At 37.4% G+C, this 20204-nt stretch carries 17 protein-coding genes; 9 read left to right on the forward strand and 8 right to left on the reverse strand.

Features of this window, described 5'->3' with window-relative positions:
- Positions 1–47 precede the first annotated feature (47 nt).
- On the reverse strand, positions 48–1604 hold the full coding sequence (locus CDA10_RS14310; RefSeq protein ID WP_089606252.1) for a hypothetical protein: 1557 nt from the start codon (positions 1602–1604) through the stop codon (positions 48–50).
- A 222-nt stretch (positions 1605–1826) separates the two neighbouring features.
- Positions 1827–2399, reverse strand: coding sequence for a peroxiredoxin (locus CDA10_RS14315; protein ID WP_089606253.1), 573 nt, complete (start codon positions 2397–2399; stop codon positions 1827–1829).
- Between the two features lie 162 nt (positions 2400–2561).
- Between CDA10_RS14315 and CDA10_RS14320 the strand changes: the two genes are divergently transcribed.
- The 6 genes from CDA10_RS14320 to bioD all read left to right on the forward strand — a co-directional run bounded on the left by CDA10_RS14320 (position 2562) and on the right by bioD (position 7714).
- Positions 2562–2954 (forward strand): DUF6176 family protein, encoded by a 393-nt coding sequence (locus tag CDA10_RS14320; protein ID WP_228704643.1) that lies wholly within the window; start codon positions 2562–2564, stop codon positions 2952–2954.
- A 44-nt stretch (positions 2955–2998) separates the two neighbouring features.
- Complete coding sequence (locus CDA10_RS14325; RefSeq protein ID WP_089606254.1) at positions 2999–3718, forward strand: lipase family protein; 720 nt, start codon at positions 2999–3001, stop codon at positions 3716–3718.
- 110 nt (positions 3719–3828) lie between these two features.
- On the forward strand, positions 3829–5124 hold the full coding sequence (gene bioA / locus CDA10_RS14330; protein WP_167374970.1) for an adenosylmethionine--8-amino-7-oxononanoate transaminase: 1296 nt from the start codon (positions 3829–3831) through the stop codon (positions 5122–5124).
- Positions 5121–6290, forward strand: coding sequence for an 8-amino-7-oxononanoate synthase (locus CDA10_RS14335; RefSeq protein ID WP_089606256.1), 1170 nt, complete (start codon positions 5121–5123; stop codon positions 6288–6290). The genes bioA and CDA10_RS14335 overlap by 4 nt, the downstream gene beginning before the upstream one ends.
- 15 nt (positions 6291–6305) lie before the next feature.
- Positions 6306–7076 (forward strand): malonyl-ACP O-methyltransferase BioC, encoded by a 771-nt coding sequence (gene bioC, locus CDA10_RS14340; RefSeq protein ID WP_089606257.1) that lies wholly within the window; start codon positions 6306–6308, stop codon positions 7074–7076.
- Entirely contained in the window at positions 7073–7714 is a 642-nt protein-coding gene (gene bioD, locus CDA10_RS14345) for a dethiobiotin synthase (RefSeq protein WP_089606258.1), read from the forward strand. Before bioC ends, bioD begins: the two co-directional genes overlap by 4 nt.
- Positions 7715–7787: 73 nt before the next feature.
- Here bioD and CDA10_RS14350 read toward each other — a convergent pair whose 3' ends face one another.
- The 6 genes from CDA10_RS14350 to CDA10_RS14375 form a co-directional block, all read right to left on the reverse strand.
- On the reverse strand, positions 7788–8225 hold the full coding sequence (locus tag CDA10_RS14350) for a hypothetical protein (RefSeq protein ID WP_157909362.1): 438 nt from the start codon (positions 8223–8225) through the stop codon (positions 7788–7790).
- A gap of 233 nt (positions 8226–8458) precedes the next feature.
- Entirely contained in the window at positions 8459–8881 is a 423-nt protein-coding gene (locus CDA10_RS14355) for an ExbD/TolR family protein (protein WP_089606260.1), read from the reverse strand.
- A gap of 20 nt (positions 8882–8901) precedes the next feature.
- The gene (locus CDA10_RS14360) at positions 8902–9327 is read right to left on the reverse strand and encodes an ExbD/TolR family protein (RefSeq protein WP_089606261.1); all 426 of its coding nucleotides are present in this window, start codon (positions 9325–9327) and stop codon (positions 8902–8904) included.
- A gap of 14 nt (positions 9328–9341) precedes the next feature.
- Complete coding sequence (locus tag CDA10_RS14365; RefSeq protein WP_089606262.1) at positions 9342–10208, reverse strand: MotA/TolQ/ExbB proton channel family protein; 867 nt, start codon at positions 10206–10208, stop codon at positions 9342–9344.
- A gap of 31 nt (positions 10209–10239) precedes the next feature.
- Positions 10240–10926, reverse strand: a complete 687-nt coding sequence (locus CDA10_RS14370; protein WP_089606263.1) for an energy transducer TonB — start codon at positions 10924–10926, stop codon at positions 10240–10242.
- A 159-nt stretch (positions 10927–11085) separates the two neighbouring features.
- On the reverse strand, positions 11086–13791 hold the full coding sequence (locus tag CDA10_RS14375) for a TonB-dependent receptor (protein ID WP_089606264.1): 2706 nt from the start codon (positions 13789–13791) through the stop codon (positions 11086–11088).
- Positions 13792–14561: 770 nt separating this feature from the next.
- Here CDA10_RS14375 and CDA10_RS14380 point away from each other — a divergent pair.
- From CDA10_RS14380 to CDA10_RS14390, 3 genes are all read left to right on the forward strand, one after another.
- Positions 14562–16310 (forward strand): ABC transporter substrate-binding protein, encoded by a 1749-nt coding sequence (locus CDA10_RS14380; RefSeq protein WP_228704644.1) that lies wholly within the window; start codon positions 14562–14564, stop codon positions 16308–16310.
- An 83-nt stretch (positions 16311–16393) separates the two neighbouring features.
- On the forward strand, positions 16394–18139 hold the full coding sequence (locus CDA10_RS14385; RefSeq protein WP_407640382.1) for an ABC transporter substrate-binding protein: 1746 nt from the start codon (positions 16394–16396) through the stop codon (positions 18137–18139).
- 23 nt (positions 18140–18162) lie between these two features.
- Positions 18163–20199, forward strand: coding sequence for a M3 family metallopeptidase (locus tag CDA10_RS14390; RefSeq protein ID WP_171334000.1), 2037 nt, complete (start codon positions 18163–18165; stop codon positions 20197–20199).
- The last annotated feature ends 5 nt before the right edge of the window (positions 20200–20204 follow it).

A 20204-nucleotide genomic window follows, 5' to 3' on the forward strand; every position in this document is an offset into this window, starting at 1 on the left:
GCGTTTTTTATTGGCTTAAATTTTATATATTCTCGAAAAAAACAATCTCAAAGTTTATTTTTAAATTTTATCAATGACTTTTTGATGGGGAATTTATCAGCGGCAAAACCATAGATTGCAGCAAAGGGTAAAGCTGTCCGAGCGAGATAGGCAACACGCCATAAACCACCATGATTTGCACCTTCCATCATCAATTCTAATGGATGTTGCATCGTGGTTTTAGGGTTTGCAATCGAGTTTGGATTTCTTAAATCATGAATCCATAATGCAGCCATGATGGCATTGGTTGTTTCTGGATGAAAAGCTTCAACATTAAACAAACTTGCGCCATTAAATGCGGCTTTTAACAATGGATTTTTAGTGACGGAATGGGTTGTCGTTGAAGGCGCAATATTGATGCTGACGTGTTGACCTTGGTGGCGCGCTAACGTTGCTCGCCATTGTTGGATACGTTTTGCCAATGCGTAATTCGGCCCTTGTTCGAGGACTAAACAGTCTGCAATACCATAAGATTGTCCATTATCTGAAGTGATCAACTGTGGATCGTTATTTTTAAAGAATTGCTTCATTGAAACTGTTGCAATGCTTTTGCTCAAAAGCGTTTCAAGCTTTGAGCGTTGTTGATTATTTTCTGTAGAACCTTGGATCACTTCTTTAGGAACGGCATATACATCAGTCGGTGTGCACATATACATCAGCGATGAATCAGGTTTTTGTTCACTGACATGACTCATAATACTGTCCATTGCCATGGAAACACGAACATGCTTTTCGCCATCCAAATAAGCAATAGAGGCTAAATCTAGTTTGTGTGGATTGTCACACAACCACTGCGTAATTTCAGGGATTTGGGTGAGTAGATTGGCACCTAACTTGGTTTTTAATTCTTGGATACTTTGAATATTTTCAATTTCTTTAAAACTCGGTGCATACAATGTTGCATTACCATGTTCAATGATTTTGAGAATTTTCTCCCAAACACGCTCATTGGGTAAATCAACAGCAATAATTTTGGCTTTCCAACGCGATAGCCAAGTGAGCGGGCCTGCTTCTGAAGCGGCACCAAATAACACCATGGTACGATCAGATAAATCAAACCATTCAGGATGCGCAGTAGCTTCCCGTAATGCTTGGGCATGGCTGGTCTCAATAATTCCTGTATCTTCCCAAATTTGAATTTGATTCAGTAAGGCTTTACCTTTTAAATTTTGACCATGATAAGGGACAAACCATTCTGGCTGTGTTTGAGCATGACCTTTAAAAGTTATAGTGTGAATTTTTTCAGTGATGGGTACGTTCATGACATCTTTTAAAGTGTAACGTTGCCCATGCCTAAAAAAATCAAAACTATGTTGTGCTTTATGTAGACCTTGTTTGGCTATGGTGATTGGATGGTTTATCGATGTGATACCATTTTCAACTAAGGCTTTAAAATATATAGGGTAGTTTTTTCGCCAATTTTTTTCATTCAAAACCTGTTTAGCAGTTTGATTATCTACAGTAGAGAGTGCTTCTGCTACGATTTCTTTTCCTACATTAGAGGAGCTAGATTTTTGGGTTGCAGGGTCGATTGGAAATTGTAAACCATCACTTGAACTGGACATGCAAAATATCTCGCTTCTAATGCATTATTAATATACAGATGTATACATTATCCATGCCATATTCAAGAATAGAGTGGCATTATCTACCAAAATTGTCAGATAAATATTGATAGAAGATATTTCGAAGTTAAAGTTGTAACTGTAAGCGAGTCGTCAGTAACTCTTGGATTATATGTATGATTTATTCATATATTTCGCTATTTTATGACTACATTGCCATGACTATTTCTTCGCAAACTTTTGTACGTCTGCCAAAACTTGTGCTGCATGTGTTTGTGTATTCACACTACTGTAGTGGTAGACAATATTGGCTTGCGGATCAATGAGGAAGGTTTCTCGCTTGGCAATTTTTGCAATCCCTAAGTTTCGAACAATACCAAACTGACTCGCAAGTTGATGATTAGTATCAGCCAGTATAGGGAAATTCAGCCCAAGTTTTTCTGAGAATTTTTGATGTGATTTAATATCATCTAAACTTACACCTAGGACTACCGCATTATTTTTAATAAATTCTGGGTATAAGGATTTGAATTGATTGGCTTCTTGAGTGCAACCAGGTGAATCATCTTTAGGATAAAAATATAGAACAACCCATTTACCTTTATATTGGCTCAATTCATGCCATTTTGAATTTTGATCTTGTAATTTAAATTTTGGTGCAGGTTTTCCAACCCATTGTTTTTGATCTGAATCAAATTTAGAAAAGATTGAATTTTCAGCATGACTGAATGCACTAGTTATGAATAAGGCAGAAATAGAAAGTAAGCCAATACTGACGAATTTTAATGATTTCATATTGCATACTTTCCTGAATGAATTCTATCCCGATCTTAGCAAATTTTAGGCATTTATGTTGCTGAGAAATGTTGGCATTTATTCCAAACAAATAGATGATTTTGTTACTGGTCATGTTATTAATGAGGATATTCATCTAAGAATAATGATCAAGAGTAAATAATGGATGTTGGCGCAGTTTTAATACAGCTTAAACCGAATGCTTTAACCCATGTCGATGCATGGCAAGCAGAACTCAATGCACGTAAAGATGAAGCAATTGAAACCTTAAAAGCAGAAGGCGTTTTGGTTGAGTCGTGGTTTTTTCTAGAGTTGGAAGGACAAAATTATTTATTGGCTTACATGCGAGCTGAAAATATTGAGAAAGCACAAGCTGTTGCGAAAAAGAGTCGTCTTCCAATCGACCAAGTGCATAAGCAGTTTAAAAGTAATTGGGCAAAAGTCATTCCAGCAAAGTTATTGCTCGATTTAGAAAATAACGTTGTTCTAGAAAATGAATTGAATCTAGAAAATAATTCGAACTTGGAAAATAACCTAGATATAGAAAAGAGCTAAGTCTTATACTATTTTAAATATTCAATCATCGTTTAGAGTTTAAATTGAATCAACGTATTTTACTCATTACAGGCTGGGGCGGTGGGACGAAACTGCTCAATTCACTTCAACAAGCTTTACAACAGAGAAGCTATAATGTTGAACTTATTAATATGTTTAATGCTTTGGATGAAAAAGTATTAGATCAATATATTGAAAAAGCGAAAAATTTTGATGTCATCATTGGTTGGTCATTGGGTGGACAACTTGCAACTTTACTCGTCGATCAGATAGAAAGAAAATATTCAGAGAAGAAAATTTTGATTACATTGGCATCAAATCCTTGTTTTGTTGCCAATTCTGAATGGCAAACAGCAATGGAGCAATCGACATTCCAAAACTTTAAACAATCCTTTGAAAATGATGCCATTACGACATTAAAAAAATTTGGTTATATGGTTTGCCAAGGCGTAGAGACAACAAGAGCCGATTTTCTAACTTTGCAAAGTTTGATTCAGCCGCAGAAAATTGAGTTGCTTCAAGAAGGTTTAAAGCTTTTAGAAAATTTAAATCTTGTTCATATCTTAAAAAATTCTACAGGTCGGCAATATCATCTATTTGCCAAACAAGATTTTTTAGTTAGCTACAAAGTATTAGAAAATCTGCAGAAATTAGATGCAAAGTTTTTAAATGCAGAATTAATCAGTGGCTCACATGGCTTTCCTGTATTTAAAACTGAAGAAACAACTGACAAAATCTGCCAATATTTACAAAAAATGAATTAAATCTGTAGACGAGTGGTGGATATCGCAATTTCTTTTTAATCTGCACAGGTTTAAGATGATTAAATTGTTTTTGCTGTGAAATGTACACGGAGTGAGGGATGGCTGATTTAATGACTGAATTAAATGATCAACAGTTTGATCTTGAGCATCTTTGGCATCCTTATACTTCTATGACGAATCCGCTGCCTACGTTTAAAGTCAAAAAGGCGTATGGCGCAACGATTGAGCTTGAAGATGGTCGCCAACTCATAGATGGTATGGCGTCATGGTGGTGTGCGATTCATGGTTATAATCATCCTGAACTGAATCAAGCTGTAATAAACCAATTACAAAATATGTCACATATCATGTTTGGTGGGTTTACTCATGACCCAGCAATTCAACTTGGAAAATTATTACTTGAAATTACCCCACCCAGTTTAGATAAAATTTTCTATGCAGATTCAGGTTCAGTCGCTGTTGAAGTTGCTTTGAAAATGGCTGTGCAATACTGGTCTTCTCAGGGAAATATTCAAAAAACTAATTTCGTTACACCACGTTCGGGTTATCACGGTGATACTTGGAATGCGATGTCGGTATGTGATCCTGTCACAGGAATGCATCAGATTTTTGGTTCAAGTTTACCCAATCGAATTTTTGTTCCTGCGCCGCAAGTCGGCTTTTATGATCAATGGGATCAAAGTGACATTCTCGAATTAGAAAAAACATTAACAGAACATCATGCAACTATTGCAGCTTTAATTCTTGAACCGATTGTACAGGGTGCAGGAGGAATGCGCTTTTACCACCCTGAGTATTTACATCAAGCCAAATTACTTTGTGAAAAATACAATATTCTGCTGATTTTTGATGAAATTGCGACAGGTTTTGGTCGAACTGGCAAACTGTTTGCATGGGAACATGCACAAGTTGAACCTGACATTATGTGTATAGGTAAGGGTTTGACAGGAGGCTATATGACACTTTCTGCAACTTTAACCACAAAGCATGTCGCAGAAACCATCAGTCGAGGGGAAGCGGGCGTGTTTATGCATGGGCCAACTTTTATGGCAAATCCATTGGCATGTGCTGTAGCGGTAAGAAGTATTCAATTGCTGACTTCACAGGATTGGCAAAGTAATATTCTACGTATTGAACAGCACCTTAGACAGGTTTTAACACCATTACAAACACTTGAATATGTACAGGATGTACGTGTATTGGGTGCAATTGGTGTGGTGGAATTAAGCTTTAATGTGGATATGAAAACCTTACAACAAGAATTTGTCAAAAGAGGAATTTGGATCCGTCCATTTGGAAAATTAGTCTACGTTATGCCACCCTATGTGATTTCCGAACAGCAATTAAAAATATTGTTAGAACAATTGGTTAACGTTGTGAAAGGCATGCAGGAGCACATTGCATGAGTGTTATAAACTCACATCTTGAGCATTTTTCACAGCAATTAGATAACTTGAAACAGCAAGGCAATTTGCGTCAATTTACTGCCAATATTCAACAGCAACGCTATATCACAATTGATCAGCATCAAATGTTGAATTTAGCTTCTAACGATTATTTAGGTTTGGCAGCTGATGTTCAGCTACGTGAACAGTTTTTTGATGAAACACCAAATGAACAACGTTGGATGAGTTCGTCGTCATCTAGGCTACTGACGGGAAATTTTCCTGAATATGAACAATTGGAAACCAGTTTAAGCCAAGCCTTTCATGGACGAGCAGCACTGCTTTTTAATAGTGGCTATCACATGAATATTGGTATTTTACCTGCATTGGCAGACAGTAAGACACTGATTCTTGCAGATAAACTGATTCATGCCAGTATGATTGATGGGATTCGTTTATCGAAAGCTAAATATATGCGTTATCGTCATAATGATTTAGCACATCTCACACAACTTTTGCAGCAATATCATGATGATGACGCTTTTGAGCGAATTATTGTGGTGACTGAATCTATTTTTAGTATGGATGGTGATGAAACTGATCTTGCTGAATTGGTTCAGATAAAAAAACAATTTTCTAAAGTCATGTTATATGTTGATGAAGCACATGCAATTGGCGTACGTGGTGTACAAGGCCTAGGCTGTGCTGAACAGTATGCAGTGATTGATGATATTGATTTTTTAGTTGGTGCCTTAGGTAAAGCAATGGCATCGGTGGGTGGTTATTTGATTTGCCATGCCATTATTCGAGATTATTTGATCAATTCAATGCGGCCCTTGATTTTTAGTACGGCCCAACCACCCATTTGTATGGCTTGGACAAATTTTATTTTTCAAAAAGTACAAGTGCTAAATTCACAACGTCAGTATTTACAGCAAATTAGTCAAAACCTACAACACGCTGTTCAAGCCAAAGGTTTTGATTGCCCTTCAAGTTCACATATTGTACCTGTGATTATTGGTGATTCAGCGAAAACTGTTGAAAAAGCTAAGGCTTTGCAAAAAGCAGGTTTTTATATCATGCCCGTACGCCCTCCAACTGTACCTCAGCATAGTTCACGATTGCGTATTTCCTTAACAACGCAAATTTTACAAACTGATATCGATCAGCTCGTGACTTCATTGTGAAGGTAGTATGGCGCAATGAATATTGATAAATCACAAGTGGCTTTGCGTTTTGCACAGGCAGGGCAAAGCTATAATCAACATGCTGTGGTACAAAAGCAGATTGCACAACAGTTGTTTGATTTAATTCGAAAATTTTATCCAAAAACACATGCTAAGTCCGTATTTGAAATAGGTTGTGGTTCGGGAAACTTAACTTATCCTTTGATGCAAAACTTGCAGATTCAGCATTTAATTCTGAATGATTTATATGTGCAAGTGCAGCAACATTTTCAAACGGATCAAAAATTAGAATGGTTAATTGGTGATATTGAACAGCTTGAATTTCCACAGCATTTGGATTTGATTGTTTCTAGCTCGGCATTGCAATGGATGCATGATCTCGATATGGTCTTTCAAAAATCGCATGCAAGTTTGAATCGCGATGGATATTTGTGCTTTTCGACATTTGGGCAGAAAAATTTGCAAGAAATTAAAGCTTTAACTGGACAAGGTTTGGCTTATTTATCTATTGAAAATATTCAAGAAAAATTACGGAATAGTGGTTTTGAAGTCTTATATTTGTCAGAGCAAGTAGAGCATTTGAACTTTCAGTATCCCAAACAAGTTTTACAGCATTTAAAAGCTACGGGTGTCACAGCAACAGCTTCAAATTTTCGTTGGACAAAACAGACACTACAAGACTTTTATCTGAATTATCAAAAAATTATGCATCAAAATGAGTCTGGAGAAAAATTTTACTCACTGACTTATCATCCAATTTATTGTATCGCTCGGAGACTGCCATGACTGCATCCATTTATTTTATTAGTGGGATAGATACTGGAATTGGTAAGACGTACACGACGGGTTATTTAGCCAAGTTGTGGAATGAGCAAGGCAAAAAAACCATTACTCAAAAATTAATACAAACGGGTAATATTGATATTTCAGAAGATATTGAACAGCATCGTCAAATCATGGGTATGGGCTGGTTTCCTGAAGATGAAGCTAAACTGACCATGCCTGAAATTTTTACTTATCCAGCTTCGCCGCATTTGGCGACTAAAATCGATGGTCGTGAAATTGATTTTCAGAAAATTGAAAATGCGACTCAACAACTTGCTGAAAAATATCAAGTTGTTTTGCTAGAAGGCGCTGGTGGCTTAATGGTTCCACTGACAACTGATGTGTTAACCATTGATTATCTTGTAGAAAAACAATTCCCTGTGATTCTTGTCAGTTCAGGCAGATTGGGAAGTATTAACCATACCATTCTAAGTTTGGAAGCTTTAAAAAGCCGTGGTTTAGCATTGTATGCTTTGGCCTATAACTTAAATGATGAATCGCAAGATGCATTAATTTCCCAAGATACTGCTGAATACTTAAAAGCTTATTTAGCAAAACATTTTCCAGAAGCTTTGTGGATTGATATTCCAGTTTTGTAATAGATCAGAAGTTGGGAATAATTTTTTTCGACATCAATAGAATAAGAGCTTCTCGTTTTATTGATCAGTTTTTCTATTGGTTGATTTGTTGTGGGTAGATGTATTTACGATAGATTGGTAGAAGAATCGGCAGCAATAAGAAATGAATTAAACTGGTCGTCCAAATCACGATAATGAGTGCTGCAATGTATGATGGAACATCATTTGCCCAAACGAAACTAAGTAAAGGTAAAAGGATAGGTAAGATGGAGCAAAAGGCATAACTAATAAAAGGGTGTTTAACTGCATATCTTGAGCAAAATAGAAAAGCATAACTCATGATCCAAATGGCATAGATAAAACACGCTTGTAGAATTTCAGAAGTTGGATAGTTATTGTGTATTTGTAAAGATAAAATTTGAGCATTATCGATTTGTTCTTGCGTAGGAAATTGACCTTGATAGGCAATATAGCCACAAGCACATAGCCAAATAAAGAACAGTGGTATCAATATAAAATATCTTCTATTCATCTTGTTATTTTTTTGATCAATAAATAATCACTATAAAAATAGTTACTTTTAATTGCAAGTTTTGCTAGGTTTTGTTCTGTATATATTCAGTTTAAAAGTCGTAATCTTTGCGATGAAGGATCATGTTTTCAATCTAGATATAGATAAAGTAAATCTGTTGATATGAGTAAAACGTGAATCAAAAAAAGCGCTAATAAACTGAATTATTAGCGCTTTCTTTTACTCATTGCTTATCAATTACCATTGGCTGAAATACCAATCTTTTTCACATTTAAGCGTTGTGCAGCGGCCATGACCATTGCAACATCTTTATATTCAGACATTTTGTCAGGCTGCACTTTAATTTGATCTTGATCAGATTTCTGTGCAACACCTGCAAATAGAACTTCTAAAGCTTGTTTGTTTTCAACAGGTTGGCCATTCCAAAAGAGTTTACCTTGAGCATCAATACGTAAAGTAATGGGTTCAGGTGGTTTCTCATTGGTTGGCGGTGGTGGTGCTCCGTTAGGTAAATCAATATTAATTGAGTTATTCGGAATTGGTATCGTGATAATAAACATGATCAACAAGACCAACATCACGTCAATAAGTGGAGTCATATTGACGTCTAACATCACATCATCATCGTCTTTATTGGAACCTACATTCATACCCATAAGTTGTTCCTTCTATCCGATTATGGTGCGGCAACAGGTGTCGTGACAAATGCAATTTTGCCAATACCCGCCTGTTGAGTTGCACTAATGACTTCGTCAATCGCTTCATATTTAGTGACTTGATCGCCACGAATATGAACTTCAGGTTGTGGGCGTTTTTGCGCTTCAACCTGTAGGCGACTAACCAATGTACTTTTATCTGCGATATATTTTTCATTCCAAAAAATATCTCCAGCCTTATTCACAGCAATTTGAATATTGATCGGCTTGGTTACATAAGGAACGTTCTTTTCCTCAGGTAACTTGACTGGAACTGTATGGATCGCAACAGGCACTGTAATTAAAAAGATAATGAGCAGTACCAACATAATATCAACCAATGGTGTGGTATTAATGGCTGCAATTACATCATCTTCGTCACCATCTGAATTGATCATCATTCCCATGGCTGATGCCTCACTTATTTAATTTCGTTATTTTTAGTGCTATCGTTTTTGATTTCACCGCTTAATAAAACAGTATGTAAATCAGAACCAAAAGTACGAACATTATCTAATACAGCTTTGTTACGACGCGTTAACCAGTTGTAACCGAGTACTGCTGGAACAGCTACCGCAAGACCAATTGCTGTCATAATCAAGGCTTCACCTACAGGGCCAGCTACTTTATCGATAGACGCTTGACCTGAGATACCAATGGCAGTTAATGCATGATAAATACCCCAAACGGTACCAAACAATCCAACGAATGGTGCAGTTGAACCGACTGTTGCTAAGAATGCTAAACCACCGCTTAAATGACTTTGGATTTTATCAATCGCACGTTGAATAGAAATTGTTACCCAAGTATTGAAGTCAATACGTTCAAGTAAGTTTCCACCATGCTTCTTCGTTGAGTTGATGCCTTTTTCAGCAATAAAGCGATATGCACTTTCTTCAGCGAGCGTTTCAGCAGCATTGTCAATTGACGCTGCTTCCCAAAATTTTGCTTCAGCTTCTTTACCTTGGCGCTTAATTTTTGCTTGTTGGATAAACTTGGTCACCATGATGTACCAAGTACCAATCGACATTAATACTAGAATGAAGAGGGTAGATTTTGCAACGATGTCGCCTTCACGCCACAATGCTTCTAAACCATAAGGGTTATGGGTAGGTGCTGCCGCAGGTTTTGGTGGTGGCGTATGTATTTCACTATTTGCTGCTGCTGGTGCAGTCGCTGCTGGTGCTGCTGATTCTTCAGCAAAAGCTGAATGAATTGGGAGTAATGTACTTGCAGCTAAAAGTGTTGCTGAAGCAAATAGTTGAGCAGGTTTCATCATTTTATTCATTCATAATCTCCAAAATTTTTTATGCAATTCATTAATTCAGTACAAATTCATAAGGAATGTCATACCAAGATTCTTGAGGTTCACCATTTTTCATTGCTGGTTTAAAAGTACATAAGCTAAATGCTTTTGATGCCGCTTTATCGAGAGATTTAGCACCACTTGATTTTTTAACTTTAGCTTCTTTAACTTTACCGTCCGTACCGACATAAACTGAGATCAGTACTTCACCTTGTTCCTCATTTTGTAAAGCATCACGAGGGTAGTCAGGTTTTTTACATCCAGCTTCACCGCCAGCTACACCACGAGTTTCACCCGTTGGTTTGGGTGCTGGTGCAGGATCAGATTTAGGTGTTGGTGATGGATTTGGACTCGGAGATGGATTTGGACTCGGAGATGGCGTTGGATTCTGAGTAGGAGTCGGTGTTGCCTGAACTTTTTCCGTCGGTTTTACCACAGGTTTTGGATCAGGTGTTTGCAATACTTTATCGACAAGCTTTGGTGGCTCAGGCGGTTTTTCAATTGGTTTGGGTTTCGGTGGATCTGGTTTTTTGTCCTGAATAATGAGTAATTCAACAGGTTGTTCTACTGGTTTTTCACCATTTTTAGCTAAACCTGTGATTAATCCATAGAGAACGATTAGATGCAGTAATATTACTACTCCAATACCAATCAGGCGTTTGGCAGAGTTATTTTCTAAATCTGAAAAATTCGTGCCCATTGTTACTCCTGAAATGAGAGACAAACAATCAATAGTAAAAGTGTGACTATAAAAAAATTGTTATTTCAATTCTGTTGTTTGGCTAAAGTGAAGTATTAAATCTCGCAAACATCATCTGCGGTCTAAGAGACTGAGACGATGTTTGCGAAACTGCCATTTTTAGAACTTGTAAGTTGCTCTTACATAGTATGCACGGCCAGTAGGATCTGCATAACTTGAGTCATAACCATATTGGAAATTATCAGTTACGTTAGACGTTGGTGGATCTTCATCAAATAGATTCTTGATACCGCCAGTAAGTTCTAAGTTCTTGAATCCACTATAGGTTGTTGCAATGTTATAAAGCGTGTAATCACTTACGCGATGATTATCGTATTGAGCTTCACCAATAGAATTTGAGTCTTTATAACCACGGCTAAATTGTTGTTCGAAAATCATTTTCCAGTTTTCATAGCTCCAATTCACATTGGCAACATGTCTCCAACGTGTATAAACCTGTTGGTTATAATAAGAGCCTGCATGACTGATCCACTCACCACCTTTTTCTTCTTGTTTGTCATATTTCATGATGTAAGTACCATCAATGCCAAAGCCGAAGCGACCAGTTGCGGTTGTTGGGGTAAGATAATTTAAGCTTAAATCTACACCTTCAGTTTTGATACCACCCATATTTACTAAAGTAGTACTTACATATTTGAGACGACCATCTGCATCACGCACAAAAGAACTAGCATACTTAACTGGATCGCCAAAAATGATTGAATCGGTAATGGTGTCAATTAAGTTTTCAACTTCGATATTGTAATAGTCAGCAGTGAAGACTAAGTTTTTGATTGGCTCAAGTACAAAACCTGCTGTATATGAGGTTGATTCTTCAGCTTTTAAGTCAGGGTTTCCGCCTTGCATACGTTTAAATTGAACATTACATTCAGTTTGGTATTGTGGCGAAGTTGGTGTACCACCTGGGCAGAGCAGAGGATCGTTATATTTAGAACCTGTATAAGTCTCAATCTGTGGTGAGTTAAGATCATATAAGCTTGGTGCACGGAAACCAGTACTGTACGAAGTACGGAACATTAACTCTTTCATAGGTTCCCAACGGAACGCAATTTTCGGATTGAATGTGTCACCAAAGTCACTGTAGTCATCATAACGTGCAGCAAGTTGTGCTTCTAAATTCGCTAAAATTGGAATATGGAACTCAGTAAATATAGCTGAGATATCACGATCACCTTTACTCAATGGCTTACTTGGATCGATACCACTACTTGGAACTTGGCTGACAATTTCTGAATTAGTTTTTGATTTCCATTCTTGCTTAGTGAAACTTCCACCAAGTGCGAAACCAACTTCACCCGCTGGAAGCGTGTAAATAGGACGAGATACTGTGAAATCAGCAGTTGTAGATTCTAAAGTAGCTTCATTGGTATCGCCTTTAACTTCAAAAGATTTCCAAAGACTTGAATCTGCTGAAGCACCGAAAGGATTGATTGAACCATCATTAAGCGCACTTTGTAGTTTTGAGCGATTTAGATAACCACCAGCAAAACTGTCTGTTGCTTTACTTTTAGCATAAGTTACACCACCATTCATATCCCAACCGTATGCTTCACCTTCAACGCCAGCAAATACACGATGTGAATCGGTTGTTGTCTCGCCCATACGGTTACCCGCTTGAGAGCGTAAATACAACTGAATTGGTTGACCACTAAGTCCAGCAACGCCTGGTGTAATACCATTACCTGGATAATATTGGCTGCTTGAAGGAAGTGTTACCGAACGACTATAAACGTCTGGAGCAATTGATGTATTCACTTTATTGCGAGAGAAAATGTATTCTCCAACAAGATTGAATGTATCTGAAAGTTTGAATGTACCACGACCTAAAGCAGAAACGGTTTCATTCTCTGGGGTAATGCCAATCAATGCTTGAGTATTTAAGTAACACAACTCACCATCAGAGCTTACATTTGGCGTATTATTACAGTTGGTGCTGCCATATGGGTTGGCAAGAACACCTTCTGGATTACCATCAGCATCTAATGGACCACCTTTAGGGTCTAAAAAGTTTGCAGGGAAGCCATTTGCAGAACTTGCATCTAGACCAAGCTCAGGAATTACACCACCGCGGCGACTGATTTTACGGTCTTTCGCCATGATATTGTTGGTTTTACGATAATCGACGACACCATAGACGTTAAAACCTTGTTCGTCTAAATCACCATAACCACCAAAAATCGAAATATCTTGTCTATCACCACCAGACTCTGCAGGTTGAGTTGCACCAACACTGATGTTTAAGCCTTCAAATGATTTCTTGGTGATAAAGTTAATTACCCCTGCAATCGCATCGGCACCATAAACAGCAGATGCACCATCACGTAAAATTTCAATACGCTCTACCATTGCCATTGGAATGACATTGAGGTTGGTGGTTGATGTACTGAATGGGCTATAAGCCAAACGACGACCATTGATTAAAACCAAAGTTTTATCTGTACCAAGTGCACGTAGGTTAGCAGAAGAACCTTCAGTGCTACTCGCTCCAACGTTTTGAGACGTTGAGAAACCTGCTTGGTTTGAACTGACCTTGGTCAGTGCTTCTTCAACAGTGGTGACCCCTTGTTTCGCTAAATCTTCACCTTTGATAATGGTGATTGGTGATGCACTTTGAGCTGCAACCCCTTTAATTGATGACCCCGTTACAGTCACTTTTGCGACTTTTGTTGGTTGATTTGTTTCTTCTGCTTCCGCAGCGTGAGCTAGCGATAGACACATCATACTCAAACTAAGCGCGCTTAATTTAAGTAACGATTTGCCAATCGTTGGCGATCCCAAAGAACGAACAGCGTTGTTCATTTTCATATTTTAAAACATCCTTTTTTGTTGTACTTAGCGATATTGCTGCATTGCCTTCTAGCAATTCAAGTGCCAACTATATAATTATAAGTTTTAAAAATATACAATATATTGATAAAAATTTACGTTATTAGTATTGAATAACATTATTCGATCGTGACTTTATAGTACGAAAAAATATTTGGAATTCATTTAAAAAAATGTTAAAGCAGTATTAAGGTCTGATTAAAAAGTGATCACTTGATTGGTTTTTAGCACAATTTTGGTTCATAACTAATCGATTTTAATATATTTTATACAATATATAATATATTTTTATGAATTTGATGTTGTTTATAAATTATTTATAATCAGTCTATTGTGTGTAAAAATATAGCCTTTGATAAAATAAGTGAGCAATTTTGACTCGTCAGTGCATTTTAATTGTGCATTATGAATTGTTCTGATATTAGTTATCTGAATTTAATATTTAAGTAATGGTTGTGGTAATCGATAGGATGTCGATACATGATAAATAATGAATTATCGCAGATGTTTTTACGGTAAAAAGAACCTAAATCAAGCCCGGATTAGGAGTGGTGGCATGAAATTCGCTTTACATTTAATACTGTTCTATTGTCCAATTTTTCACTATGGTTAGTTTAGCGTTGTAGTACAGTGCTAAAGGCAGTGAAGTACAGGATGATAAACACAGTAAAAAGTTCTGTCAAAACATAATCTTATTTTATAAAAATGTAGGTATAAATTTGGAACTCAAGTTTTTACAAGTTGCGTTGATGACTTGTGCAATCAGTTATGGGGGAGTGGCAATTGCAAAGTCACCAGCTCAGCCAGATAAAGTATTAAATTTGGCATTTGAAGCGCCAGATGACGGTTTTGATATGGTGAAAACCTATAATTTTTATAGTGGCAACATTGCTGAAGTCATATTTGAGCCATTATTGAAATACGATTACCTTGCTCGTCCTGTCGTATTGGTTCCAAATACTGCTCAAGCCATGCCAAAAATCGAACAAGAAGGTAAGGTGTACACCTTTAAAATTCGTCCAGGTATTTATTACTCTGCCGATCCTGCTTTTAAAGGCAAAGCCCGAGAACTTACTGCTCAAGATTATATTTATTCAATACAACGAATTAGTGATCCAAAAAACCGTTCGCCTGCATTTAATTTTATTGATGGAAAAATCGTTGGCATGGACCAAGCGGTTGCAAATGCAAAAAAAACAGGAAAGTTTGATTACGATGCACCGATCGCAGGCTTAAAAGCTATAGATCGTTATACATTGCAATTTACATTGACTCGACCTGATTATAATTTTCAATACATTCTCGCCTATGTTGCTTTTAGTGGAACGGCAAGAGAAGTGGTTGAGTTTTATGGTGACCGTGTTGGACAGCATCCTGTTGGAACAGGGCCATATCAACTGAGTAAATATGTGCCACGTAGTAAAATTGAATTGGTTGCAAACCCTGAATACCGTGGCTTCGTTTGGAATTTCAAATCAACGGGTACAGCTTGGGATAACAAGCTAGTCAAAGAAATGTCAGGCAAGAAAATGCCCCAAGTCGGTAAAGTAACGGTCAGTATTATTGAAGAAGAACAGTCTCGTTGGCTTGCATTTAAATCAGGGCAACTCGATTTTGATAAATTAACTTCAAATGCAGTTCCACAAGCATTAAACGGAAATAAACTGAAACCCGAATTACAACAACTGGGTATTCAGCATTTTCCGAACAAAGATCCTGAAATTACTTACACCATGTTCAATATGAAAGATCCGATTGTGGGGGGGGGCAGCTTAGATAAAATTGCTTTACGCCGTGCGATTAGTATGTCTTATAACCAAACAGAAGCCATAAAACAGCTTTACAAAGGACAAGCGGTTAAAGCTGAAATGTTTGTTCCAGATGGTGTACAAGGCAATAATCCTAAATATAGAAGTAGTGTGGGATACAACCCATTACTTGCTAATAAATTACTCGATCGATTTGGTTATAAAAAGGGTAAGGATGGCTATCGTACTTTGCCAAATGGTCAGCCTCTCACGCTTAGATACAATACAGAAAATAGCTCAAGTTCAGTGATTCATTCAGAGCTTTGGAAGAAAAATTTAGATGCCATTGGTGTTCGTGCTGAATTTAAAGTCAGCAACTTTGCCGACAACATGAAAGAAGCCATGCAATGTAAATATATGATGTGGGGCGGTGCATGGATTGCAGATTTTCCTGAAGGTGAAAACTTTGCACAATTGCTTTATGGGCCAAATTCTGCACGTGGTAATTTAAGCTGCTATGAGTCAAAAGCCTATGATTCACTTTATGATAAGGCAATGGCATTATTACCTGAAAAACGACAATCTTTCTATGAACAAATGAATCGTCAAATTGAAGCAGACAATCCATGGATTGTGCATACGACACGTGTTCGAAACTGGTTAATCCATCCTCAAGTACAAGGCTATAAAGCCCATCCAATGATGAATACCACATGGCAATATCTTGATGTACAGCCTATCAAAAAATAACCATATTTAAGTTGATGAAAATGATGAAGGACAATCTCAATCGGAAATTAAAGCAAATCGGGGTGAGTGTTTTATTGGGAAGTATGTTTCTCACAGGCACGATGAATGTATTTGCAAAAAGTCCAGCTGATCCAAATAAAGTTTTGCGTTATGTTTTTCCTGTGGCTGAAACGGGTTTCGATCCAGCTGGAACACATGACTTATATTCTGCACATGTACATAACTCTATTTTTGAAGGTTTATATACCTACGATTACTTAGCATCTCCTGCAAAGTTAACAACGCGTACAGCTGTTGCTATGCCTGAAGTTAGTAAAGATGGTTTGACTTATACCTTTAAAGTCCAAAAAGGGATTTATTTTGCTAAAGACCCTGTATTTAAAGGTAAGCCACGTGAGTTAACTGCGCAAGATTATGTTTATTCTTATAAACGGTTGCTTGATCCATCTCTACGTTCACCAAATAGTTGGTTGTTTGATGACAAAATTGTAGGTATGGATAAAGTTCTTGCACAAGCTAAAAAAACCGGCAAGTTCAATTATGATATGCCAGTTGAAGGTTTGTATGCTCCAGATCGTTATACCTTAGTCATTAAACTCAAACAGCCAGATCAAAATTTCCCAATGTTATTGGCACATCAACCCGCGGGTGCTGTGGCAAGAGAAGTGATTGAACATTATCGGGACAAAGCAGGCTTTGCGATGGCAAATCCTGTTGGTACAGGGCCTTATGTTCTTTCTAAATGGACGCCGGGTTCGCGTATTATTCTCAAAGCAAATCCAGATTTCCGTGGTTATGTTTGGGATTTCAAAGCCTCTTCACCTGAAGATCAGAAAATCGTCAATGCGATGAAAGGCAAAAAAATGCCTCAAATTGGCGTTGTCGATATTCAAGTGATGGAAGAAGGACAATCTCGTTGGCTATCTTTCAGTAAGGATGAAACAGATCTTTTTGTTTTAGATGGTGAGCTTACTGTGCAAGCGATTCAGGATGGCAAGTTAAAGCCTGAATTAGTTAAAAAGGGTGTACAACTTTCCCGTATTGTTGATCCTTCTATTGATTATCATTATTGGAATATGCAAAACCCTGTGGTCGGTGGCTTGACCAAAGATAAAATTGCTTTGCGTCGTGCAATGGCAATGGCATATTCGCCAGATAATCAAATTAAAATTTTGTTAAAAGGTGATGCACAAAAACTGCAATATCCAATTCCTTATGGCATTGTGGGGCATGACCCGAATTATAAAACCAGTATTCCTTATTCTGTCAAAGCAGCAAATTTACTCTTAGACCGTTATAACTATAAAGTCGGCGCTGATGGTTGGCGGACACTACCGAATGGTAAGCCACTTGTGATTGAAATGACTTTGTCAGGAAATACATTAAAGAGCCAACAAGGTGCAGAGTTTTGGAAAAAGACTTTAGACAATATCAAAATCAAAATGACCACCAAATCGATGCCGTTTGCTGAAGCTTTAAAAGCCGAAAAACAATGTAAAACTATGTTTAAAGGCTCAGCTTGGATTGCCGACTATCCTGATGCAGACAACTTTATGCAGTTGTTCTACAGTAAAAATATTCATGTCACCAATAATGGTTGTATGAAAATTCCTGAATTTGATCGCTTATATGAACAAACCCAGAAAATGAATCCGGGACCTGAACGTGATGCGCTCTATCGTAAAATGGCACGTATTCTCGAAGTTTATATGCCAGTTCAAATGGAATCGACCCGTTATAGAAATGCACTCGCTCAACCCCGTGTGATTGGATTCAAAAAGCATCCAATTATTCCTTCGGAATGGATGTATTTCGACATTAAAAAGTAAGCAAAATTGAATGATGTAGAAAAATGAATAAATTGAAAATTGGAGAAAATATGAAAAATCAATCGTTTAAACTGACAGCACTGTGTATGTTAAGCATGGGGATTAGCCAAGTTGCTTTTGCAGATACTGAACGCAGTACCTTACCGAAGTTTCAGACAAAAGATATTCCAGCACAGTGTGATGCGACTATTGCAAAGATTAAAAGTAAGCTGAGTGATTTTGAAAAAATTAAATTGAAGGACAATGCAGAGGCAGGGCCAATTTTAGCCAAATGGGATCAGATTTTTGCTGAGTTTGAAGACTTTTATGGCCCAATTAATTTATATAGTAATGTTGACCCGAGTGCAGACTTACGTAAAGCTGCTGAAGATTGTGAAGTTAAAATTAGCCAATTCCAAACTGAAGTTTATCAAAACTCAAAGCTCTATCAGCAGATTAAAAAAATCAAAGGCAGCAATGAGATAGATACCAAATATCGTCAAGACATATTAGATGGCTTTGAAGATACAGGTATTCAACTTCCTGCAAAAAAACAAGCACGTTTAAAAGCAATCCTAGATGAACTCACCAAGATTCAACAGGAATATGCACGTAATATTCGTGACAATCCTGAAAAATTAGAATTTACACCTGCTGAATTAAAAGGTTTACCTGAAAGTTATATTTCTGCTTTGAAGAAAAATGAAAAGGGTAATTACTTACTTGGCTTTGATTCACCAGAGTATCGTCCATTTATGGAATTGGCGGATAATGATGATGCACGTAAGCGTTATCAAATCGCCTATACGCGTCGTGGTACAGAAAAGAATTTGGTTTTACTGAAACAAGCGATGGATTTGCGCCATGAGCTTGCACAATTGTTTGGTAATACTAGCTATGCAGATTGGGCACTTAAGAATCGCATGGCGAAAAATCCTGAAACTGTGAATAAATTCTTAAATGAAGTACACAGTACCGTTGCACCTTTAGAGAAAAAAGAAGTACAAGAATTACGTCAGTTTAAAGCTGAAACGTTAAAAATACCTGTTGAAAAAGCTGAAATTGATCGTTGGAGTGAGGGCTATTGGAGCGAGAAGTTACGCCAAGCCAAATATAAAATTGATCAAGAAAAAATGCGCGAATATTTTCCAACGCAAGCATCTCAAGACTGGTTATTTGCCATTTCATCTGACTTATATGGTATCGAATTTAAACCTGCCAAAGTGGATGTTTGGCAAGATGAAGTTGAATACTATGATGTAACTGATAAAAAAACAGGCCAATTGCTTGGTGGCTTGTATATGGACAAATTCCCTCGTGAAGGGAAATATGGTCATGCCGCAGTTTGGGGTGTAAAAGGTGGAAGTACACTTACACAGCGTAAACCAATTTCAGCTTTGGTGACGAATTTTAACCGTAAAGGTTTAAACAGTGATGAGTTAGAAACTTTTGTACATGAGTTTGGACATGCTTTACATGGTATTTTGTCGAATACCCGTTATGCATCTCAATCTGGTACTGCGGTAGAGCGTGATTTTGTTGAAGCACCTTCTCAAATGTATGAAGAATGGGCACGTCGCAAAGAGAGCTTATCTAAACTCGCAGATTATTGTAAACCTGCTTGCCCACGGATCGATGATGAACTGATTGCCAAGCTAAAAGCTGTGAATAATTATGGACGAGGTTTGTTCTATTCACGCCAAACTTTATATGCTCAATACGATATGGCATTACACACAGCAGATGCACTTAAAACTCAGCCTTTAGATGTGTGGAAGAAATTGGAAGGTGCTACAGCTTTAGGTTATGTACCAACCACAGAATTCCCAGGTCAGTTTGGGCATATCATGGGTGGTTACCAAGTCGGTTATTATGGTTATATGTGGTCTGAGGTGATGGCCTTAGATATGTTGTCAGCATTTGGAAATAATTTAAATAATCCAGAAGTTGGACAACGTTATCGTCAAACGATTTTATCTCAAGGTGGTCAAAAGAAGGCATCACAGCTGGTGGTGGATTTCTTAGGACGTGAGCCTGATAACAAGGCCTTTTTTGATGAAATTACTGGTCAACGTGATTAAAAGGA

It is taken from the genome of Acinetobacter piscicola, from assembly GCF_002233755.1.
Taxonomy (GTDB): Bacteria; Pseudomonadota; Gammaproteobacteria; order Pseudomonadales; family Moraxellaceae; genus Acinetobacter; species Acinetobacter piscicola.